The 20,719-nt window shown below is 62.7% G+C and carries 18 protein-coding genes; 10 read left to right on the top strand and 8 right to left on the bottom strand.

Annotated features, from left to right (window positions below):
* Window positions 1-9: 9 nt before the first annotated feature.
* The 6 genes from HWV67_RS10340 (at window position 10) to HWV67_RS10315 (ending at window position 7,687) form a co-directional block, all read left to right on the top strand.
* Complete coding sequence (locus tag HWV67_RS10340; RefSeq protein ID WP_175651161.1) at window positions 10-2,055, top strand: 2Fe-2S iron-sulfur cluster-binding protein; 2,046 nt, start codon at window positions 10-12, stop codon at window positions 2,053-2,055.
* A gap of 27 nt (window positions 2,056-2,082) precedes the next feature.
* A complete protein-coding gene (locus HWV67_RS10335; protein WP_095154219.1) occupies window positions 2,083-2,547 on the top strand; it encodes a nuclear transport factor 2 family protein in 465 nt (154 codons plus the stop codon).
* A gap of 115 nt (window positions 2,548-2,662) precedes the next feature.
* Window positions 2,663-3,553, top strand: a complete 891-nt coding sequence (locus tag HWV67_RS10330; protein WP_175651160.1) for a LysR family transcriptional regulator — start codon at window positions 2,663-2,665, stop codon at window positions 3,551-3,553.
* Between the two features lie 100 nt (window positions 3,554-3,653).
* Window positions 3,654-4,184, top strand: a complete 531-nt coding sequence (locus HWV67_RS10325) for a sigma-70 family RNA polymerase sigma factor (protein WP_175651159.1) — start codon at window positions 3,654-3,656, stop codon at window positions 4,182-4,184.
* Entirely contained in the window at window positions 4,181-5,134 is a 954-nt protein-coding gene (locus HWV67_RS10320) for a FecR domain-containing protein (protein ID WP_175651158.1), read from the top strand. The genes HWV67_RS10325 and HWV67_RS10320 overlap by 4 nt, the downstream gene beginning before the upstream one ends.
* Before the next feature lie 90 nt (window positions 5,135-5,224).
* Window positions 5,225-7,687, top strand: coding sequence for a TonB-dependent siderophore receptor (locus tag HWV67_RS10315; protein WP_175651157.1), 2,463 nt, complete (start codon window positions 5,225-5,227; stop codon window positions 7,685-7,687).
* A gap of 60 nt (window positions 7,688-7,747) precedes the next feature.
* On the opposite strand, the gene HWV67_RS10310 is transcribed toward HWV67_RS10315, so the two are convergent.
* The 4 genes from HWV67_RS10310 to HWV67_RS10295 all read right to left on the bottom strand — a co-directional run bounded on the left by HWV67_RS10310 (window position 7,748) and on the right by HWV67_RS10295 (window position 12,976).
* On the bottom strand, window positions 7,748-9,598 hold the full coding sequence (locus tag HWV67_RS10310; RefSeq protein ID WP_175651156.1) for an amidohydrolase: 1,851 nt from the start codon (window positions 9,596-9,598) through the stop codon (window positions 7,748-7,750).
* Window positions 9,599-9,845: 247 nt separating this feature from the next.
* Complete coding sequence (locus HWV67_RS10305) at window positions 9,846-10,736, bottom strand: WD40 repeat domain-containing protein (protein ID WP_175651155.1); 891 nt, start codon at window positions 10,734-10,736, stop codon at window positions 9,846-9,848.
* Complete coding sequence (locus tag HWV67_RS10300) at window positions 10,736-12,643, bottom strand: hypothetical protein (protein WP_175651154.1); 1,908 nt, start codon at window positions 12,641-12,643, stop codon at window positions 10,736-10,738. The genes HWV67_RS10305 and HWV67_RS10300 overlap by 1 nt, the downstream gene beginning before the upstream one ends.
* A gap of 3 nt (window positions 12,644-12,646) precedes the next feature.
* A complete protein-coding gene (locus HWV67_RS10295) occupies window positions 12,647-12,976 on the bottom strand; it encodes a hypothetical protein (protein ID WP_175651153.1) in 330 nt (109 codons plus the stop codon).
* Between the two features lie 417 nt (window positions 12,977-13,393).
* Here HWV67_RS10295 and HWV67_RS10290 point away from each other — a divergent pair, with 417 nt between their 5' ends.
* Together HWV67_RS10290 and HWV67_RS10285 are read left to right on the top strand one after the other, a co-directional pair.
* Window positions 13,394-13,702 carry a hypothetical protein gene (locus tag HWV67_RS10290; protein WP_371929292.1) on the top strand — a complete coding sequence of 103 codons (309 nt, stop codon included), beginning with the start codon at window positions 13,394-13,396 and terminating at the stop codon, window positions 13,700-13,702.
* A gap of 104 nt (window positions 13,703-13,806) precedes the next feature.
* Window positions 13,807-14,118, top strand: coding sequence for a hypothetical protein (locus HWV67_RS10285; protein ID WP_175651152.1), 312 nt, complete (start codon window positions 13,807-13,809; stop codon window positions 14,116-14,118).
* A gap of 136 nt (window positions 14,119-14,254) precedes the next feature.
* Here HWV67_RS10285 and guaA read toward each other — a convergent pair whose 3' ends face one another.
* The 4 genes from guaA to HWV67_RS10265 all read right to left on the bottom strand — a co-directional run bounded on the left by guaA (window position 14,255) and on the right by HWV67_RS10265 (window position 18,814).
* Window positions 14,255-15,832, bottom strand: a complete 1,578-nt coding sequence (gene guaA, locus HWV67_RS10280) for a glutamine-hydrolyzing GMP synthase (protein WP_175651151.1) — start codon at window positions 15,830-15,832, stop codon at window positions 14,255-14,257.
* Window positions 15,833-15,912: 80 nt separating this feature from the next.
* Window positions 15,913-17,382 carry an IMP dehydrogenase gene (gene guaB, locus HWV67_RS10275; RefSeq protein ID WP_110968169.1) on the bottom strand — a complete coding sequence of 490 codons (1,470 nt, stop codon included), beginning with the start codon at window positions 17,380-17,382 and terminating at the stop codon, window positions 15,913-15,915.
* Between the two features lie 85 nt (window positions 17,383-17,467).
* Window positions 17,468-18,025 (bottom strand): sugar ABC transporter ATPase, encoded by a 558-nt coding sequence (locus HWV67_RS10270; RefSeq protein WP_095154227.1) that lies wholly within the window; start codon window positions 18,023-18,025, stop codon window positions 17,468-17,470.
* An 18-nt stretch (window positions 18,026-18,043) separates the two neighbouring features.
* The gene (locus HWV67_RS10265; RefSeq protein WP_175651918.1) at window positions 18,044-18,814 is read right to left on the bottom strand and encodes a sulfite exporter TauE/SafE family protein; all 771 of its coding nucleotides are present in this window, start codon (window positions 18,812-18,814) and stop codon (window positions 18,044-18,046) included.
* Between the two features lie 114 nt (window positions 18,815-18,928).
* Between HWV67_RS10265 and HWV67_RS10260 the strand changes: the two genes are divergently transcribed.
* Together HWV67_RS10260 and HWV67_RS10255 are read left to right on the top strand one after the other, a co-directional pair.
* Complete coding sequence (locus HWV67_RS10260) at window positions 18,929-19,828, top strand: LysR family transcriptional regulator (RefSeq protein ID WP_175651150.1); 900 nt, start codon at window positions 18,929-18,931, stop codon at window positions 19,826-19,828.
* Window positions 19,829-19,868: 40 nt separating this feature from the next.
* The gene (locus tag HWV67_RS10255) at window positions 19,869-20,645 is read left to right on the top strand and encodes a transglutaminase-like domain-containing protein (protein WP_175651149.1); all 777 of its coding nucleotides are present in this window, start codon (window positions 19,869-19,871) and stop codon (window positions 20,643-20,645) included.
* Window positions 20,646-20,719 lie beyond the last annotated feature (74 nt).

Genomic DNA, 20,719 nt, shown 5'->3' with positions numbered 1-20,719 from the left:
GAGACGAACATGGCCGAACACCTGAACACGCTGCCGATCTGGCATGAAGGCGAGACGTTCATCCAGGCGAAAGTCGGCGTTGCCGAGCGCATGGAAGGTGTCGGCCAGCGGGTCATCCGGGACTTCATGCCCAACCAGCATCGCGACTTCTACGGCCAGTTGCCCTTTATCGTCCTCGGCAGCGTGGACGCCGAGGGCGATGCCTGGGCGACCTTTATTGAAGGCCGGCCGGGCTTCATGTCCTCGCCAACACCGACGGCGCTCGATCTCCATGCCCGGCCGGATCCGCTGGATCCCGCCGCCCGGGGCATGCTTGACGGTGCGCCGGTCGGCCTGCTGGGCATCGAGATGCACAGCCGCCGGCGCAATCGCATGAACGGTGTGCTGGCGCAGATCGATCAGGGCTTCCGGGTGCAGGTCGACCAGAGTTTCGGCAACTGCCCCCGCTACATTCAGTTGCGCGACTTCCGCTTTGATCGCGAGCCAGACGCGCCCTCGCCAGGGCAGATCGAACAACTCCCAGGCATCGACCCGGCAGCCCGCGCATTGATCGAAGGCGCCGACGCCTTTTTCGTCGCCTCCTACGCCGATCGCCAGGACTGCCGCCAGGTCGATGTCTCCCACCGTGGCGGCAAGGCCGGCTTCGTGCGTGTCGGCGAAGACGGCACGCTGACCATTCCGGATTTCAACGGCAACCTGTTTTTCTCGACGCTGGGTAATATCCATCTCAACGGCAAGGCCGGACTGCTCTTCGTCGATTTCGCCAGCGGCGACCTGCTGCAGATGACCGGCGACGCCGAGGTGATCTTCGATTCGCCTGAAATCGCTGCGTTTCAGGGCGCCGAACGGCTCTGGACCTTCCGCCCGCGCAAGATTGTCCGTCGCCCCGGCGGCCTCGCCCTGCGCTGGATATCCCAAAAAGACGGCGAGGCCGACAGCTCGCTGATGACCGGCGACTGGCAGCAGACCGAAGAGCGCCTGCGCGCGACCGAACTCGCCACCCGCTGGCGGCCATTGAGAGTTTCCCGCGTGGTGCAGGAAAGCGCGTCGATCCGTTCCTTTCATCTAGAACCCACCGACGGCGCGGGGCTGCAGCCACATCTGGCAGGCCAGCACCTGCCGATCCGTGTGCGACTGCCCGGCGCCGACAAACCGGTCATTCGCACCTACACCTTGTCCGTCGCGCCGTCCGATAGCCATTACCGCATCAGCGTGAAACGCGACGGCCGGGTATCCGCCCATCTCCACGACGAACTGCGCGAAGGCGACACGTTGGAAGCGCGTGCGCCAGCGGGCGACTTCACCCTGGATGCCGCGGACCCGCGCCCCGCGATACTGATCGCCGGCGGCGTCGGCATCACACCGATGCTGGCGATGCTGCGCCACCTCGTTTTCGAAGGCGCACGTACCCAGCGAATCCGCCCGGCCACGCTGTTCTATGCGGCCCGTTCGAAGGCGGATCGCGCCTTCGATGAGGAACTGGCGGCGCTGGTCGGCATGGCCAACGGTGCGGTCAAACAGGTCCGCGTACTGAGCGACACCCACGGGGCTGCGCCGGGCATCGACTACGACGTCGCGGGCCGCATCGACACGCCGCTGCTTGGGCGTTATCTGCCCTTCGGCGACTACGCGTTCTACCTGTGCGGCCCGCCCGCATTCACCCAGGCGATCTACGACGGCTTGCGTGGCTACGGCATCGCCGACGAGCGCATTCACGCCGAGGCTTTCGGGCCCGGCTCATTGACCCGCACCGGCGCCAGCGCCGCACCCGTGCGCCTGCCACCCGCAACAGCGCCGGTAGCGGTCACCTTCATGGACTCGCTGAAGGAAGCCCGCTGGACACCGGAGTCCGGCACCTTGCTGGAACTGGCGGAAGCCCGTGGCCTGTCACCGGAATACAGTTGCCGCGAAGGCCATTGCGGCACCTGCCGCACCCGCCTGCTCAAGGGTGCGGTCACCTATATCAAGGAGCCCAGCGCCAGCGTCGGTGACGATGAAGTGCTGATCTGCTGCGCGGTCGCGGCCGGTGAGGATCCGATCCAGCTCGCCCTTTGACTTCACTCATCACTCAGGAGACTGACCATGTCCCGTCCACCACTGCCACCGTTCACCGAACAGAGCGCCATCGAAAAAGTCCGCCTGGCCGAAGACGGCTGGAACAGCCGCGACCCTGCCAAAGTCGCGCTGGCCTACACCACGGACACCCGCTGGAGAAACCGCGCCGAGTTCGTCCACAACCGCGCCGAAGCCGAAGCCTTCCTCACCCGCAAATGGAACCGCGAACTGGACTACCGGCTGATCAAGGAGCTGTGGGCCTTCACCGGCAACCGCATCGCCGTTCGCTACGCCTACGAGTACCGCGACGACAGCGGCCAGTGGTTCCGCGCCTACGGCAACGAGAACTGGGAGTTCGCCGAAGACGGCCTGATGCGCGCGCGCCACGCCAGCATCAACGAACAGCCGATCCGCGAAGAAGACCGCCAGTTCCACTGGCCGCTGGGCCGGCGTCCGGACGATCACCCGGGCCTCAGCCACTTCGGCTTCTGAAGCCGACACTGGAAGGATGCGCAAAATGGCACATAATCCCGGGCACCCCGACGGCGTCCCGGGACTCACCGGAGACGCCCATGACAAGCTCCTGACCCGAAGGAAACCCACCGCAATGGACCGTTGGCTGGCGATGCGCGTCTTCGTGAACGTTGCGCAAACCGAGAGCTTCGCCAAGACCGCACGGCAGATGCACATGAGCGCGCCGGCGGTGACGCGGATCGTGGCGGCGCTGGAAGACCTGGTCGGCGCACGCCTGCTGGTGCGCACAACGCGGTCGGTGAAGACCACCGAAGCCGGCGCACACTATCTCGCCGACTGCCGGCGCATTCTCGGTGATATCGCCGAAGCCGAAGCCGCTGCGGCCGGTCACTACAGCGAGCCGTCCGGGACATTGGCGATCACCGCGCCGATCCTGTTCGGCCAGTTGTACGTACTGCCGATCGTCACCGACTACCTCGACGCCTACCCCGGCATGCACGCGCGGACCCTGTTCATCGATCGCCAGGTGAATATCGTCGAGGAAGGGCTCGATGTTGCCGTGCGCATCGGCCATCTGGCGGACTCCGGCCTGACTGCGGTGCGGGTCGGCGCGGTGCGTCACGTGATCTGCGCGGCGCCGGACTACCTTGGAAAGCGTGGTACGCCGACCACCCCGACAGACCTCAAGGACCACCGCATCGTCGCGTCCAACAGCTCATGGGCTTCGCCGGAATGGCGCTTCGCCGGCGGGCAGCGAATCGGCATCGACCCGGTGCTGATGTGCAATACCAACCAGGCGGTGATCGATGCGGCGCGTTCGGGTTGGGGTTTGACCCGGGTGCTGCATTACCAGGTCGGCCCGGCCTTGCTCGCCGGTGAATTGCAGGTGGTGCTGGAGGAATTCGAAGAGCCGCCATTGCCGATTCACCTGGTGTATCCCGAGGGCCGACAGGCGCCGGCGAAGGTGCGGGCGTTCGTGGATATGGCAGTGGAGCGGTTGCGGGGCAATCCGCTGTTCGCCTGAGAAAGATGGCCATCAAACCCATAGCACTTGTGTTGCAAATGCGGAAAAGTCGCGCCTAATATACGAACAATTCCCATTTACACAGCAGTAGCCCCTTTCCATGAGCATGCAGGACGTCCCCCTGAACACCCAGGTCACCCACCTTTACCAGTCGCAAAGCCGGTGGCTGCATGGCTGGTTAAGGTCACGGGTCAACTGCCAGCACCTGGCCGCCGACCTGGTCCAGGATGTGTTCATCCGGGTGCTGACGGCGGTGGACGCGGCAGCGAAGTTGAACGCGGTGCGCGAACCCAAGGGCTACCTGGCAACCATCGCGCGGCGCCTGATGATCGACCGCATGCGTCGCGTCAATCTGGAAAAAGCCTGGCTGCAGGCACTGGCCGAGCACCCGGAAGCCTTTCACGCCTCACCCGAACACCACCTGGCGTTGCTGGAAACCCTGTACGAACTGGACGCCATGCTCGCGGCCCTGGGCGACAAGGTACGCAAGGCGTTCCTGTTGTCGCAGGTCGACGGCATGCCGTACAAATCGATCGCCGCAGAGCTCGGCGTCTCTGAAATGAGCGTGCGCCGCTACATCATCAAAGCCGCCGAACACTGCATGATCTACAGCCTGAGCCACGGTCTTTGAGCGGCACCTTGAACCCCCGGCAACTCGCCGCCCTGCGCCAGGCCGCCGAATGGCTGTGCCAGCTGAACAGCGGCGAGGCACAAGCGAGCGACCATGCCGCCTGGCAACGCTGGCACGATGCGGCGCCGGACAATGCCTGGGCCTGGCTGCAAGCCGAGCGCCTGCAAAACCGGGTGGCCAGCACGACCCACCCTTCGACTGCCAGGGTGCTGAACCTGACTGCCGAAAACCGCCGTAGCAGCCGGCGCCGGGTGATCAAGGCGGGCGCAGTCCTGCTGGGCGTCACCGCATTGGGCACAGTCAGCTACCCACAAACCTCGCGCTTGGGCTGGCTGGCGGATTACCGCAGCGGCGTAGGCGAGCAGCGGCGGTTACGCCTGCAAAACGGCACCACCGTGCACCTCAACACCGACACCGCGCTGGATGTGGAAGAAACAGGGGGGCAACCCCGGCTGTTCCTGCGCCAGGGCGAGATCATGGTAGATGTCCCCGAGCAGCAGCAGTGCCAGGTACAGACCCGCCACGGGCTTATCGATGCGCAGCACTGCCGTTTCTCGGTACGCCTGTTCGATAGCGGCGCCCGTCTCGATGTGCATGCCGGGCAAGCCCGCGCCACCCTGCCCTCCGGCCAGTCGTTGACGCTGAGCCAGGCGCAGGGCTGCCGGTTCGATGACCAGCGCTTCGGCGCTATCGAGGCGCTTGCCAGTGGTTCCGATGCCTGGGACAAAGGCCTGATCATTGCCAATGGCCAACGCCTCGGTCACTTCATTGCCGAGCTGTCCCGCTACCGGCCGGGCTGGCTACGCTGCGCCCCCGAAGTGGCGCAACTGAGCTTGAGCGGCACCTTCAGGCTCGACGATACCGAACAGGTTTTGCGCGCTGTCACCAGCGCCCTGCCAGTGCGTCTTGAACGGCGTACACGCTACTGGGTAACCGTGGTCGGTGCATGAAATCGCGCTACGCCTGAACACTTTCCGCACCTTCGTCCGACTCATGGATAACCCCGGCATTTGCTGGCTGAATATCCTTGAGAAGGCCCCATGACATCGAACTGCTTCCCCCGCCGCTCGCCCAATCTGCGCACCAGCGTACTGCTGTCCCTTTTGCTTGCAGGGCCTGCCACTGCACTGGCCGCGCCAGCCCATGACTACGACTTGAGACAAGGCGACCTGGGCGAAGCTTTGACCGGTTTTGCGGCACAAGCCGGGGTGGTGTTGTCGTTCGATACCCGCCTGACCGCAGGCATGCGGACCCCGGGTCTGCGCGGACAATACTCGGAGGAAGAAGCGCTGGCATTGCTGCTGCGTGGCACCGGCCTGCAAGCCGTTCGCGAAGCGGATGGCCGCTACAGCCTGGTGAAACTGCCGGACGACAGCACCATGGTGCTGGCCCCCAGTACGATCAGTGCCCAGGGGCTGGGCGAAGTCACCGAAGCGAGCGGGTCCTACACCACCGGCTCGGTCTCCGTCGGCAAGACTCCGCAGGCGATCAAGGACACACCGCAGACCGTGAGCGTCATCAGCCGCCAGCGCCTGGAGGACCAGAAACTCACCACCCTGGCCCAGGCAATGACGCAAACCACGGGCATCAGCCTGTACGAGGGCAGCCTGACGTCCACCCGCTACCTGTCGCGGGGCTTTGAAGTCACCAACTTCCGCGTGGACGGTGGCGCGTCCATGGCCGATGGCGTGTGGAAGAACTCCGATACGGCGATCTTCGATCATATTGAGGTACTGCGCGGTGCCGACGGCCTGTTCGCCGGCTCCGGCGAGCCGGGTGGTACGGTCAATTTCGTGCGCAAGCGTCCGACCTTCGAGCCTCAGGCCAGCATCACCACCTCGGCCGGCAGCTGGGACGACTATCGCAGCGAACTGGACGTCAGCGGCCCGCTGGCAGCCGACGGCAAATTGCGCGGCCGGGCGGTACTGGTCAGCCAGAACAAGCAATCCTTCATGGATGACGCCAGTGCCAACCACGACCTGTTCTACGGGGTGCTGGAAGCCGACCTGACGGAGAGCACCAACCTGTTCGTGGGCCTGAGCCGCGGTCGCTACCGCGACAGCGACCAAACCTACGGACTGCCCCGCTACAGCACCGGCGAAGACCTGAAACTGTCACGAAGCCTTTTCCTGGCAGGCGCCAACGACTACTTCACCCAGCGCGAAAACAGCTACTTCGCCACCCTCAAGCAACAACTGGGCGAAGACTGGAGCCTGAACCTCGACACCCTCTACACCCGCCTGCTCACGCAACGCGACTACTACAACTTCAACGGCGCAATCGACCCCGCCACCGGTAGCGGCAGCAACGCAGAATGGGGTTATCAGGACGCCAGGGCCCACGAACGCTCGGTTGACCTGTCGCTGCGCGGCAATTTCACCCGCTTCGGCCTGGAGCACAGCCTGGTGGCCGGCTGGATGTGGCACGACTTCGACACCCGTACGCCCTTGCTCTCCGGCGGTTTCGTCAGTGTGCCGAACATCTTCGCCTTCGATCCCAAGGACTATCCGAGCCGCAAGGCCGAAGCCGTGCAGACCGGCAGCAACCAGACGAAAAGACGTAGCGATGGCCTCTACACCAACCTGCGGCTGCAACTGGCCGAACCGCTGCACTGGTTCATCGGTGGCAGCCTGACCAACTACCGCTACGCCTACAACTACACCGATACCGCTACAGGAGTGGTTTCCCCGTCACGCTACGACGACAGCAATGTGCTGGTGCCCTATACCGGCCTGACCTACGCCCTGACACCGCAGTGGACCGCCTACGGCAGCATCAGCGAAATCTACAAGTCCCAGGCCGATCGTCTTGCCGGACCTCTGCCGGGCAGCAGCTCGCTCGACCCGATTACCGGGCGCAATTATGAACTGGGTGTGAAGGGTTCGTTGTGGGACGGTAAGCTCAACACCTACGTCGCGCTCTACTACGTCAAGCGCGAGGGCGAGGCGGTGCGCGACCCGAACAGCGGATCGTCAAGCAACCCGCAGACCGGCGCCAGTTGCTGCTACCTGCGCGAAGGTGAAGTCACCAGCAAAGGGATCGACCTGGAAATCAGCGGTGAAGTGCTGGAGCGCCTGCAAGCCACCTTTGGCTACACCTACAACCACATCGAAAAGAATGCCAGCTCGCTCGACTACACCTCGCTCACACCCAAGCACCTGGCCAAGCTGTTCGCCACCTATCAACTACCGGGCGCGTGGTCGGCCTTCAAGGTGGGCGGCGGAGTCACCGCGCAAAGCGCCAGCTTCGTCAGCGGCAGTGCCGTGGTCCGCGACAGCAACGGCAACCTGACCCAGCAAAGCCAGGCCTACAGTTTCGGCCAGGCCGGCTACAGCCTATGGAACGCCTTCGCCCACTACGACGTGGACGAACACTGGAGCCTGGCCCTGAACGCCGAGAACCTGTTCGACAAGCGCTACTATTCGACCGTGGGGTATTCGGATTACGCCAACTTCTACGGTGAGCCGCGGCGATATGTGCTGACGTTGAGTGGGCGTTTCTAACCTGACGTCCCCCCCCCAGACAGGAAAGCCCCGGCCAGTGGCCGGGGCCCCATCAGCTCATTACGCCGAATGCACCTTGCGTCCACTGACCCAGGTTTCCTGCACCGGGATATCGCGCATGCCAGCCGCATCGGCGGCCTTCCATTGCAGCGGGTCCTTGGCCAGGATCACCAGGTCGGCCTGCTTGCCCGGCAGCAGAGAACCGACCTGATGGTCAAGATGGCATTGCCAGGCCGCATCGATGGTCACCGCGCGCAGGGCCTGGTGCACGTCGAGGCGCTCTTCCTTGTTGAGAATCCGCTTGTTGTCATCGTGCTCATCCACCACGGCTTCCATCACCCGGCCAATCGCCTGTTCCATGTAGCGCAGCGGACCGAACGGGGTGACGAAACGGTCGCTGTGCAGGCTGATGCGCAGGCCACCTTTCAACGCCGAGGCGCAACGGTCGAGCATGTCGGCGCGTTCCTTGCCGAGGATGGTTTGCTGGAATGCCTGGCCCCAGTAGCCGACATGACCGATCAGGAAGCTCGGTGAGATCGCCATGCGCTTCATCAGCGCAATGGCGTCGTCGTGCAGCAGCGAGCAGTGTTCGATACGGTGGCGCTGGTTGGCCCAGGCCGGCACGCTGTTGAACGGCGGCTCGGGCAGCTGGGCCTTGTCGGTGGGCGGATTGCACAGGGCCAGTTGGTAGGCGGACAGCACGTTGTCGATCGCTTCGTCGCCGTTGGCATGGGTCAGGATCGGCCAGCCCTTGGCGGTAACATCGGCCATGACATTGGCCAGTTCGCGCACCGGGTTGTAGTTGAACAGGCCGTAGGCGCCGACACCGGGTACCTGATGCTCATGGCAACACTTGTAGGGCTCGCTCTGCAGCCCGGTGAGCCCCTGGTTCGAGCCGTCGGCGATCAGTTTCATCGCGCGCAGCGTGAACAGCTCGTTGCCCTTGCTGTCCAGCTCGGGATGGTAGGACTTCAGCCACATCTTCAGATCGGCGTCATCGCTGCCATACAAGGCCCCGCCTACCCGCAGCGTCAGTACATGAGTCTTGGCCAGCAGCCTCATCAGGCCGATTTCATACTGCTTGCCGACCAACCCGACACTCGCATCGAATACCGTGGTGATGCCACGCTTGTTCGCGTCCCTGAAGACCTGTAACAGGTTGCGGAAAAACTGCAACGGCCCCGGTTTAGGCAGATGCGGGATCATCAGGGCCGATTGGGTTTCGGTCAGGACGCCATCTTTGTATTCCTTGTCGAGACCGGCCAGCTTCAGGGCCTGGGTGTTCGCATAGCTGATATGACCGGACGCGTTGAGCAGGAAGATCTTCAGCTCAGGCAGCTCGGGGTAGAGGCTATCAAGCGTGGACGCCTGGATGTCCTCCCAATGCGTCATCAACGAGGGGTCGACACCGAACCCGGTCACCCATTGCTCATCCTTGGGCTTGTCTTTCACCGCCTTGGCGGCCCTCACGATCTCGGCCTCGACGTGGGCGATGCTGTATTCCCTGTTCAGGCTCTGACCCTGAATGGGCGACAGATCGGTCCATCCGGTGATCAGTGCGGTAGACATCAGGTGCGCATGGGCATCGATCAAACCGGGCAGCAAGGTTTCTTCCGGCTTCAGTTGGCGATCGACCGGCTTGTACTGCTGCATCGCCTTGCGGACATCGTCCAGTGCGCCGCTCGCCTTCACCTCGCCCTCGGCGATACCGATGGCCTCGACCTGCTGCCCCGCCCGCTCGGGATCAGGGTAGATATTGCCGCCAAAGAAAATCACGGCTTGCTGACCGCCATGGGGGGCCAGTGTCTCGGCCTCGGCGTGCAGGGCCTGCCAGGCTTCGGCTGCATGCTCGAAGCGCGGCAGCATGTTGGGGGTACAGCAGGCACAGCCGAATTGAGGTTGTTGCGACATGAGTGATTCCTTTCAGTTTCAGAGTTGGTCTGTGGAATGACGATGAACATCGCATGGCACGATTTCAGTCCGGTTATCCTCGCGTCCGGCAATGCGAAGAGGTCGAGAGGCCGTCCTGGTCCGTGCTCGATCGCCCGGCTAACTTAGCACCGCAGCGGGTGCTTGTAGTCAGGATAAGGTCAGTGTGCATAGCATCTAGCCATCACTCACCCGCCACAAAAAAGTCCGCAGCGTGCGACCAAATGCTTCAGCCGAGCAGCTCGACGCCGCGGGCGCGATCCACAACTTCTAAACCGCTCTTCGCATCGACGACCCCGAAGCAGCCCTGCGCGTCGATCCAGCCGATCCGGGCACCATCGGCTTGCCACACCACTGCTCTGATTGCGTGGGGGCTCGGTTGCAACGCCATGGTTTGGGTCTGCCCGTCCTCAATGACAACGAGCTCCCCGTCGCGAGTACCCACAGCAAGTCGACGCCCATCGTCACTGAGGGCAGCGCACCGGGCACGGTGGACGATCGATCCTTCGAAGGCGATATCTTCGGTCCCGGTGGTGATGACGAGGTAGTCGTCCCAATGAATGAAGTAGTACCCACCGCTTGCACTCAGGCCGACAAGGCCGTCGAGGTACGCGAGGCGCATGCCGTCGATCGGATGGTGTTCGGAGACGACACTGTTCGTTGCGCGGTCCCAGATCATCCAGTCAATGGCCGTTAGCAGGGTCAGTTGTGCTTCCCCTCCGCCAAAGCGATCGAACCGGACCGCGGTTGTGCCGTCCTCGCAGATTGGCGTGGAACCGATAGGACCCTCGCCATTCGCCGACCAGAGGAGCCCACGACGCTCGTTGTCGACCGTGACATAAGTGCGCGGCGCCACAATGCTGCCTTGAAGCACAGGGCCCGCACACGCAAGGCTGTCGATGAGCGAGCCGTCGGCTGTATTGAGGACCGAAACCGCGCCAGCGGGGCCGGCCGCGAGCAGCGACGCTCCGTCACCGGATACGGCAAGCGCACTGACGGGCCCGGAGGTGTACACACGCATTCCCCAAGCCGACTCATCCGCGAGCCGCACAAGGATGCCTTCACGCGTACCTATCCAGATCGCAGCGGGTTCAAAGGCAATGGCGGTGGCAAAACTCATCAGCACTGTCTCCCGAAGACGAACGCGTTCTCAATGTTGGGCTCGCCTGGATTGAAATTCCATTGGCTATACCACGAGGGGTGGTGGTCGTTGCTCGTGAAGTTGGTGTTGTAGTGCACGAAGGTGTCACGCCCGTCCCACGGTGCGATGTTGGTCATCGCGGGTTCGTTAATGATACCGAAGGTGAACCCAGCGGTAAGTTTGCGGTCCCAGTGCGCTGATCCATGGATGTACAGCCATCCACCAGCCCTGACAGCCGTCGGTCCGTAATGCCGATAGCAACGCAGGAGATACTCCTGAAGCCCCAGCGTGTCGCTCATGGACGAGTAGTGGGTTTGAGCGTTGTTGTTCGCGAATTCGTTCAGCGCTCCGTAATTGACAATGGCGTTTCCGTTGGACTCGTAGACGAATGCAGCCTGGATATCGATGTTCATGGCTGAGCAGTCCGCGGGGTCGTACTGACCGACAACAGCGGTGTTAGCGGCATTCTGATGGTTCAGGTGACCGCCGCCGTTTCCTCGCACAAAAGTGCGCTGATGGCCGATTGAATTGACGGTCGCCATCGGGTGCCTATGGGCAGCCGGACCCAGGAGGGGATTGAGCTGAAGACGGGAAAGCGGTGCACCGTTATATCCAAGCGAGTAGACACTGATCGCCATGCCGTTCTTGTTGGCGTAATTCCGCGCCCGTTTGTCCGCGGGGTTGTTGCCTGCTTGCCATTGAGTCAACCCCATCACGACACACATGTGCATGCCATAACCAATGTGGGGGTTGTTGAAGATGCACACGTCGAACGCACCGTAGGTGGCGAGCACATTCTGCCAGTGCGCCTGAGTCGTTGCGTCGAACTGCGTGTTGCGGCGAATCATGTTCTTGTCGAGCGCAGCCTGGACGCTCTGTCGCTGGTTGTGATTGTTGATCGCCGCGCCATTGGCCCCGTTGAGGACCCTCATGCTGGTGGAGACAGCGCCGGGCAAGACGACGTCGTATTGAGTAACGACGATCCATTTAAATCCGTTAGCCACGTTGCTGGCATCACCGAACTTTTGGGCGAGGTTGACGGCGTATTCGTACGACGTCCCTTCACCAACGATAAGGAATTGCTTGAACTGGACGAAATACTCGACGTCGATGACCGCGCCGTGGCGCTCGACAGCCAGGCGAAGCACGCGGTTGTCCTGACTTGAGTACTGAACCTGGTCGTGGTTGGCGTTCACTGCGCTCGCGACAGGCTTGGCGACGCCATCGACCGAGAGTCGCACCTGGCACGACGGGGCGATGGCGCCGAGGATTCTCTGGATGCTGACGTCGTGGGAGGAGACACAGTCGAGGTTATCGATAGTGAGTTCCACTGCGGGAGCCGGATCGGCCGAGCCGGCCAGATCGGTGTCGACCTCAGCCTCGGCACCAGCACCATCGGGCGTCGTCACCCGCCGGACCTGCGCCGCAAGAGTATTCCACGCCCGTACCCAGCGGATGTCCGCGGCCTCGCCTGGCCTTCGCGTCGTCACACGGACCTTTAGGGTGAACGTCCCCGCAACCGGGACGCTGATCTGCGCCGCCGTCTGGTTTGCCACCCCCGTTGGATTGGCGGCAACGCCTGCGGTGGTCCCCCGCCCTTCCCACAACCGGGCGGGCACACGAAGGAAAACAGCGACCTCGGCGTTTGCGAAGTCCGCGGCCGCTTCGTAGACCAGGGTAACCAGGCCGTTGCCGTCGGTGGTCAGATCCTGCCCAGGGTAGCCTTCGACCCTCACTTTGATATCGGTATTCGCGAGCACGGGCTGGCCGTTCGCACGCCGATTGCGCACCTGGATGACCAGGAATCCACGCGGGTGGGTGCATGGCACGATTGCACTTCCCGGCGATCCCGGTGGCGGCCCCGAGCGCGCTTCAAGGAATGCCATGCGTCACCTCGCTGCGCGCTCGAGCGCGTCGAGCTTGCCCGCGCCGAGGAGATCAGGATCGCGGAGTATCGGCCCGAGGATCTGGTGATCTACGGGGTCCATGCCGATTCGAATCGCGAGCAGACAGAGTCGGCGAAGGTCGTCGGTGAGAATGACGCCATAGGCCTGGACCTCATGGACCACGTCGCGCAGTAATGCACGCAGATCAGCCGTTTTTCTGTCGCGGCAGGCATCGGGGGTCTCGATGTGCGCACGCTCGATCACGCTGTCGAAGAAGCGGTCCCAGCTCGCTTCTTCGAAGAAGCGCATCTGCTCGCGGCGAATGACTAGCATGGAGAGGATAGGAAACGCGCTTCACCCACAGGGAAAGCGGTGCTCTGAATACAGGTTTCAGGTGCCGAACGACGGTCATGCGGGTCGCTGGAAAGCATGTAACCGATCCTCTCGAGAGTGTAGAAGGGAATGTCGAATCGCAAGGAACTTAGGTCAGGCGGGAAGGAAACTCAACTGACGCACAGCAAATATCCGCGTTGAAGCGACAGTCATTGTTAATGGAAACGCCAGCCCAGTTTTCATTCGATCCCTGAACCGTCCAGGGGACGGCCTGGGTAGAGCCATCTGTAGAACGAAAGCTCTAGGGGCGCTGTCGGTGCTTCACAGGCTTGAACACTCGCGCCTGAGAGAGTGTCTGAAGGTGCTGAACGGAGATAGCCGGGCGAAGTCCGGCCATTTATGGACATGGAGAATGTGATGCTGTTGACGCGCAATCAGTTGCTGGGCCTGAGCCTTCTGGTAGTTGGGGGCTGTACCCCTTTCCAACCGCCGCCAGGGGACTACACGCAATGGTACAAAAAGGGAGAATCCCAATCCGGCGTCGACAACGCCATGCGTGCTTGCGGGTATACCAATCTTGATGGCGTGGGAGACAAATCGCCGATTGATGTTGTGCTGACCCGGTTCTACTGCATGAAAGACGCAGGGTTCTCGCGCCGGGATAAGCTCGACCTGTGCAAGCAAGGCCGCATCGGCGAATCCCCCGTGTGCGACGGCCGCCGGTAATGATCGTTCACACACCGCAAGTGGGAATGCCGCAGGCCTTTCTGAATAGATTCAGACAACGGCGTCTCACATGTTGTCCGAGTCATACCGTGAGGGAGAACACCATGTTTACCAGGAACCTGCTGTTGAGTTTTTGCGCGGTGTTACTGGTGGGCTGTACAGGAAGGGGCTTTCAACCGCCGCCGCCGATCTTTACCGAATGGAAAAAAAGCGGGGTCTCTCAGGAGGGCGTCAAGAGCGCCATGCGCGCATGCGGTTATACCAACCTGGTGGGAACGGGAGACGATTCACCAATTGATGTTGTGCTGATGCGCTTCTACTGCATGAAGGACGCAGGGTTCTCGCGCCGGGATAATCTCGACCTGTGCAAGCAAGGCCGCATCGGCGAATCACCCGTGTGCGACGGACGCCGGTAGCCCTTCACTAAAAGAAACAGGGAATCAGCGCTCTACGCAATGGGAAGTTCCCAGCCCCAAAAAGCCAAAAGCCCGCAATTACGCGGGCTTCAGGTATTTTCTTGCTAGTGGGTGCCCGTCAGAGCCGGGCATCCAATCATTCCCACTCAATCGTCGCCGGCGGCTTGCTCGACACGTCGTAGGTCACCCGCGAAATCCCTTCGATCTCGTTGATGATCCGGCCGCTGACAGTTTCCAGCAGCTCGTACGGCAGGTGCGCCCAGCGCGCGGTCATGAAGTCCACGGTCTCGACGGCACGCAGTGCGACGACCCAGGCGTAGCGACGGCCATCGCCGACGACACCAACGGATTTCACCGGCTGGAACACTACGAAGGCCTGGCTGGTCTTGTGGTACCAGTCGGCTTTGCGCAGTTCTTCGATGAAGATGTGGTCGGCACGACGCAGCAGGTCGGCGTATTCCTTCTTCACTTCGCCAAGGATACGCACGCCCAGGCCCGGGCCCGGGAACGGGTGACGGTAGACCATGTCGTACGGCAGGCCCAGTTCCAGGCCGATCTTGCGGACTTCGTCCTTGAACAGTTCGCGCAGCGGCTCGACCAGCTTGAGGTTCATTTCCTCAGGCAGGCCACCGACGTTGTGGTGCGACTTGATCACGTGGGCCTTGCCGCTCTTGGCGCCAGCCGACTCGATCACGTCCGGGTAGATGGTGCCCTGGGCGAGGAACTGGATGTTGTCCAGCTTGCTGGCCTCGGCATCGAACACGTCGATGAAGGTGCGACCGATGATCTTGCGCTTCTTCTCCGGGTCGGACTCACCGGCCAGGTTGCCAAGGAACTGCTCTTCGGCGTTGGCGCGGATTACCTTGACGCCCATGTTCTCGGCGAACATGGCCATCACTTGCTCGCCTTCGTGCAGACGCAGCAGGCCGTTGTCGACGAAGACGCAGGTCAGTTGGTCGCCGATGGCGCGGTGCAGCAGCGCGGCAACCACGGAGGAGTCGACACCGCCGGACAGGCCCAGCAGCACGTTGGCCGAACCGACTTGCTCGCGAACCTGGGCAATGGCGTCCTCGACGATGTTCGAGGCGTTCCACAGGGCTTCGCAGCCGCAGATGTCGAGGATGAAGCGGGACAGGATGCGACCGCCCTGCTTGGTGTGGGTCACTTCCGGGTGGAACTGCACGCCGTAGTAGCCGCGGTCATCGTTGAACATGCCGGCAATCGGGCAGCTCGGGGTGCTGGCCAGGACGTGGAAGTCCTTCGGCATCTGGGTGACCTTGTCACCGTGGCTCATCCACACGTCCAGGCCGAAGACGCCGTCGTCGTCGACGTGGTCTTCGATGCCGTCGAGCAGGCGGCTCTTGCCGACCACGTCAACGCGGGCATAACCGAATTCGCGAAGGTCCGAACCTTCGACCTTGCCGCCCATCTGCTCGGCCATGGTCTGCATGCCGTAGCAAATGCCCAGTACCGGTACGTTCAGGTCGAAAACGGCCTGCGGCGCGCGCGGGCTGTTGGCTTCGTGGACGGACTCTGGACCGCCGGCGAGGATAATGCCGCGCGGGTTGAATGCACGAATGGCTTCATCGTCCATGTCGAACGGGTGCAGTTCGCAGTACACGCCGATTTCGCGCACGCGGCGGGCGATCAGCTGGGTGTACTGGGAACCGAAGTCGAGAATCAGGATGCGGTGAGCGTGAATGTCGAGGGCCATGACTCAATCTCGTCAGTGGTAATCGGAAACGACGCGGGGCTGTTCGATAACAGCCCCGCTTAACGGTGTTGCCAGGAGCATCAACCTACGCGGTAGTTTGGTGCTTCTTTGGTGATCTGTACGTCATGCACATGGGACTCGGCCATGCCGGCACCGGTGATGCGCACGAACTCAGGCTTGGTGCGCATTTCTTCGATGTCGGCGCTGCCGGTGTAGCCCATCGAGGAACGCAGACCGCCCATCAACTGGTGGATGATCGCGGCCAGTGCGCCTTTGTAAGGAACGCGGCCTTCGATGCCCTCCGGAACCAGCTTCTCGGCGCCGGCCGAGGAATCCTGGAAGTAACGGTCCGAGGAACCCTGTGCCTGAGCCATGGCGCCCAGCGAGCCCATGCCACGGTAAGCCTTGTAGGAACGGCCCTGGAACAGCTCGACTTCACCCGGTGCTTCTTCGGTACCGGCGAACATCGAACCCATCATCACGCACGAAGCGCCTGCGACGATGGCCTTGGACAGGTCACCGGAGAAGCGGATGCCGCCGTCGGCGATCAGTGGAACGCCGGTGCCTTCGAGGGCGGCGGCGACGTTGGCGATGGCGCTGATCTGCGGCACGCCGACACCAGCAACGATACGGGTGGTGCAGATCGAGCCAGGGCCGATACCGACCTTGACCGCGTCAGCGCCGGCTTCAGCCAGGGCCTTGGCGGCAGCGCCGGTGGCGATGTTGCCGCCGATCACCTGCACTTGCGGGAAGGTTTCCTTGACCCAGCGAACGCGGTCGATCACGCCTTTGGAGTGGCCGTGAGCGGTGTCCACCACCACCACGTCAACACCAGCGGAAACCAGTGCGGCAACGCGCTCGGCGGTGTCCTTGCCGGTGCCGACAGCGGCGCCGACACGCAGACGACCCTGGTCGTCCTTGCTGGCCAGCGGGTAAGCCTTGGCTTTTTCGATGTCCTTGACGGTCATCATGCCTTTCAGGCTGAAGTCGCCATCGACGATCAGGACTTTTTCCAGACGGTGCTTGTGCAGGAGGTCGCGGACTTCGTTCTTGTCGGCGCCTTCGCGGACAGTGACCAGACGCTCTTTCGGGGTCATCACGTCGCGGACGGCGATGTCCAGGCGGGTTTCGAAGCGCACGTCACGGGAGGTGACGATGCCGACCAGGTCGCCGTTGTTCAGCACCGGTACGCCGGAGATGTTGTTCAGGCGGGTCAGTTCGAACAGGTCGCGAACGGTGGCGTCGGCGTCAATGGTGATCGGGTCGGTGACTACACCGGCCTCGAACTTCTTGACCTTGCGGACTTCGGCAGCCTGCTGCTCGACGGTCATGTTCTTGTGGATGATGCCGATGCCGCCTTCCTGCGCCATGGCGATGGCCAGGCGGGCTTCGGTCACGGTATCCATGGCGGCGGAAACCAACGGAATGTTCAGCTCGATGCCACGGGTCAAACGGGTCTTGAGACTGACTTCGTTAGGAAGTACCTCGGAGTAGCCAGGTACAAGGAGAATGTCGTCGAAGGTCAGGGCTTCTTGGCTGATACGCAGCATCGCGGGGGCTCCCGGGCGGGAAAAATGGAAGCGCGCCATTATACTCATGCGCGCCTGTTCACTCAATGCAAAGATGGGCCTTCGGTCAGTTGACTGGCCGCTTCACCCGCACCACCGCCACCGGCTGATCCAGCCAGTCGGCGAAGGCGTCGAGGAAGGTCTGTTTGAAACCGGCGTCGGCCCACCCGTTGAAGATGAAGCCCAGGTTGGAAAAGGCACACGGCTGCAGAAACAAAAAGCCGTTGATGTCGTCTTCATGGCCGCATTCAGGGCAGGTGAAGTTGTCGGTCTGCGCCGGCATCCAGTCTTCCAGGCTGTCGAACAGCGCCTCGCCGACCTCCCGGCGACATTCCGGGCAGCCCGCTTCTTCGAGGAAATCATCCAGCGGCGTATAGATGCAGCGCTTGGTGATGACTTCCAGACCGTTGATGCGCTTGCCATACGGCAGCAATTCCGGCCGCTCCACCACCTTGCGCGCACCTTCGCCGATGGCGTGGCCCATGCGGCTGCCGGTGAGGCCGCAGGTGCTGAGGCCCTCTTCGACGATCTTCTCGCGCACCAGCCAGCGCAGGATGGCCCGCGCACGGGCTTCGTGCACGGGGATGGTGGACATGCGGGGAACGATGATGCTCTGGGTAATCATGACAGCGGCCAGACGTGCTCAAAGCTGCCAGTTTACCTCACTCAGGTAACGACCGATCAGCGCGATGCCGCTGCCCAACACCAGCCAGGTCACCAGCCGCACGAAGGCTTCGCGGGACATGTTCAGGGTCAGCCGGCGACCGATGCGCAGGCCGAGGAACATCATCGGCAGCAGGCACACCGCGAGCAGCAGCAACGGCCAGTCGGCGTAGACCCCGGCGATCAGGAACAGGCTCAGGCGCACTACGGTGCTGCAACTGATCAGCGCGCTCTGGGTCGCCCGCGCCTGCTCGGTGGAGGTCAGCCGGGCATTGAGGTACAGCGCATATAAAAACCCGCCGCTGCCGAACAAGGCGCCGAGCAGGCCGCCCACCGTCCCCGTCGGCACCGCCCAGGCGGGCGACAGGTTGGCCGGTTTGACCTTCACCGCCAGGCTATAGATTGCATAGGCAGTGACGAACAGGCCCATCAGCAGCATCAGCACATCGGCCTTGAGCTTGAGCAGAAAGATCACCCCGAGGGTGCAGCCCAGCGCCATGAACGGCAGCAGGCGCAGCAGTTCGCTCCTGACCACCGCCTTGCGCGCCGGCAGCCAGTTGCCGAACGCGGCGACGAAATCCAGCAGCACCAGCAACGGAATGATCTGCGACAGCGGCATGAAGTTGATCAGCACCGGCCCGGCGACCAGCGCGGTGCCGAAGCCGGCGATGCCGAACACCACATAGGCGGCGGCCACACCGAGCAGGATCGGCAGCCAGTCGAGGGTAGAAAACGGCAATTGGGCGAACAGATCCGACAGCATTCGGGAAGCACCTTGCAGAAGTTTCAGATCACCTTAACCAGTCGGCACTTATGCCGACTAATATGCAATATCGCCATCAGCCATCTCAAAACGGCATAGCTCATGATTTCTACCCGCCAACTGCGCTACTTCGTTGAAATCGCCGAAAGCGGCAGCTTCAGCGCCGCCGCTGAACGCTTGTTCATTGCCCAGTCGGCTCTGAGCCGGCAGGTCCGCGAACTGGAGCAGCAACTGGACACAGCCCTGTTCGAACGCACCGCCCGCCAGCCGCGCCTGACCGCCGCCGGCCTGGCCTTCCTGCCACGGGCACGCCATCTGCTGCAGGACCTGGACAAGGCCAGCACCCTCGCCCGCGAGGTCGGCCAGGGCCTGCGCGGCAGCCTGCGCCTGAGCCATTCGAGCACGGTGCCGCTCACCGGCACGCTGCTTGAGCGACTGGGCGGCTATCTGCGCGAGAACACCGGGGTCTCCATGGAAATAGCCCAGCTTTCGTCCGAAGGCCAATTAGAAGAGTTGGCCGACGGTCGTCTGGATATCGGCCTGCTGCGCCTTCCGGTGCTACGCCAGCATGAAGGCCTGTGCGTGGAAGCGTTGTTCGAAGAGCCGCTGTTGCTGGCGGTGGCCGATACCCATCCGCTGGCGACGCACGATAGCGTGCACCTGCAAGACCTGCGGGAAGAACCCTTCATCTCCATCCCCCATCGTCAACGCGGCGGTTTGAGTTACCTGTCGGCGGAACTGTGCATGAGCGCCGGCTTTTTCCCGCGGCCGGCGCGGGTGGTGTCGCGCAAGACCACCCAGTTGCAACTGATCCAGGCCGGCTTCGGCGTCGCCTTGTTGCCGCGCTGCATGCAGGACATCGCCCCGACGTCGGTACGTTTTCTGCCGATGGCCGACCCAGGCTGCGTCAGCACCGTCGCCATCGCCTACAGGCGCGACGCAGGACCACTTGTGAGGCAATTCCTCAGTCATATTCACGATGCGACCTTGACCCTGAAGTAACTACAGGGTCCAGCCTAGGCAAAAACACGGAGGGTTTGCCATGAGTACACAACAGGATCAGAACTATCTGGAGCGCACCGGGATACTCGATTTCGACGCCCCGGCGATCGCTCACCTCATCGACACCCGCGGCTGGCGCCAGTTGCCACCCGAACAGGCGGCGCGGGCTGTCTACGAGTTCTGCCGCGACGAAATCCTGTTCGGCTACAACGCCGGAGCCGACAGCCTGCCGGCGTCGGCGATCCTCAAGGAAGGCCTGGGCCACTGCAACACCAAGTCGAACCTGTTGATGGCCTTGCTGCGCGCCCTCGGCATCCGCTGCCGGCTGCGCGCCTTCACCATCGACAAACGCCTGCAAAAAGGTGCCATGACCGCCTTCGTCTACTTCATGGCGCCTCGGGAAATTCTCCACACCTGGGTCGAGGTCGAGCTGCATGGCCAGTGGGTGGTGCTCGAAGGCGTGATCCTCGATGAGCAATACCTGCGCGCGGTACAGAACAGGTTCAGCAACTGCCAGCACGCGTTCCTCGGCTATGCCGTGGCCACCCCGTCCCTGGCCGAACCTGCGGTGCAATGGACCGGACGCGACACCTACATCCAGCGCGAAGGCATCGCCCGGGAACTCGGGCTGTACGCATCGCCGGACGATTTCTACCGCGAGCACAAGACCAACCTGAACGGCGTGAAAGGCTGGCTGTACCACAACTTCTTCTACAAGGTGCTCAACGACAACGTGCGGCGCATCCGCGAAGGCGCGCTGGAGGGTGCCGGCAGCCAGGCCTGCGGTCACCAAGACAGCACCGCGAGAATTAAGTGATTTCCCACCAACCGTAAAGAACGGTCCTACATAACCTTCCAACCATAGTGCCCATCCTCTGGCCGGTCGGCCTG

Origin of the sequence: Pseudomonas sp. Marseille-P9899 (assembly GCF_903166565.1) — a bacterium.
Taxonomy (GTDB): domain Bacteria; phylum Pseudomonadota; class Gammaproteobacteria; order Pseudomonadales; family Pseudomonadaceae; genus Aquipseudomonas; species Aquipseudomonas huaxiensis.
The sequence above is the reverse complement of the archived record's forward strand: the minus strand, read 5'-3'. Positions and strand labels throughout refer to the sequence as shown.

Excerpts from the sequence above, each read along its gene's own strand:
- HWV67_RS10340 (WP_175651161.1), top strand. The coding sequence starts at position 10 with ATGGCCGAACACCTGAACACGCTGCCGATCTGGCATGAAGGCGAGACG.
- HWV67_RS10335 (WP_095154219.1), top strand. The coding sequence starts at position 2,083 with ATGTCCCGTCCACCACTGCCACCGTTCACCGAACAGAGCGCCATCGAA.
- HWV67_RS10330 (WP_175651160.1), top strand. The coding sequence starts at position 2,663 with ATGGACCGTTGGCTGGCGATGCGCGTCTTCGTGAACGTTGCGCAAACC.
- HWV67_RS10325 (WP_175651159.1), top strand. The coding sequence starts at position 3,654 with ATGAGCATGCAGGACGTCCCCCTGAACACCCAGGTCACCCACCTTTAC.
- HWV67_RS10315 (WP_175651157.1), top strand. The coding sequence starts at position 5,225 with ATGACATCGAACTGCTTCCCCCGCCGCTCGCCCAATCTGCGCACCAGC.
- HWV67_RS10310 (WP_175651156.1), bottom strand. The coding sequence starts at position 9,598 with ATGTCGCAACAACCTCAATTCGGCTGTGCCTGCTGTACCCCCAACATG.
- HWV67_RS10305 (WP_175651155.1), bottom strand. The coding sequence starts at position 10,736 with ATGAGTTTTGCCACCGCCATTGCCTTTGAACCCGCTGCGATCTGGATA.
- HWV67_RS10300 (WP_175651154.1), bottom strand. The coding sequence starts at position 12,643 with ATGGCATTCCTTGAAGCGCGCTCGGGGCCGCCACCGGGATCGCCGGGA.
- HWV67_RS10295 (WP_175651153.1), bottom strand. The coding sequence starts at position 12,976 with ATGCTAGTCATTCGCCGCGAGCAGATGCGCTTCTTCGAAGAAGCGAGC.
- HWV67_RS10290 (WP_371929292.1), top strand. The coding sequence starts at position 13,394 with ATGCTGTTGACGCGCAATCAGTTGCTGGGCCTGAGCCTTCTGGTAGTT.
- HWV67_RS10285 (WP_175651152.1), top strand. The coding sequence starts at position 13,807 with ATGTTTACCAGGAACCTGCTGTTGAGTTTTTGCGCGGTGTTACTGGTG.
- guaA (WP_175651151.1), bottom strand. The coding sequence starts at position 15,832 with ATGGCCCTCGACATTCACGCTCACCGCATCCTGATTCTCGACTTCGGT.
- guaB (WP_110968169.1), bottom strand. The coding sequence starts at position 17,382 with ATGCTGCGTATCAGCCAAGAAGCCCTGACCTTCGACGACATTCTCCTT.
- HWV67_RS10270 (WP_095154227.1), bottom strand. The coding sequence starts at position 18,025 with ATGATTACCCAGAGCATCATCGTTCCCCGCATGTCCACCATCCCCGTG.
- HWV67_RS10260 (WP_175651150.1), top strand. The coding sequence starts at position 18,929 with ATGATTTCTACCCGCCAACTGCGCTACTTCGTTGAAATCGCCGAAAGC.
- HWV67_RS10255 (WP_175651149.1), top strand. The coding sequence starts at position 19,869 with ATGAGTACACAACAGGATCAGAACTATCTGGAGCGCACCGGGATACTC.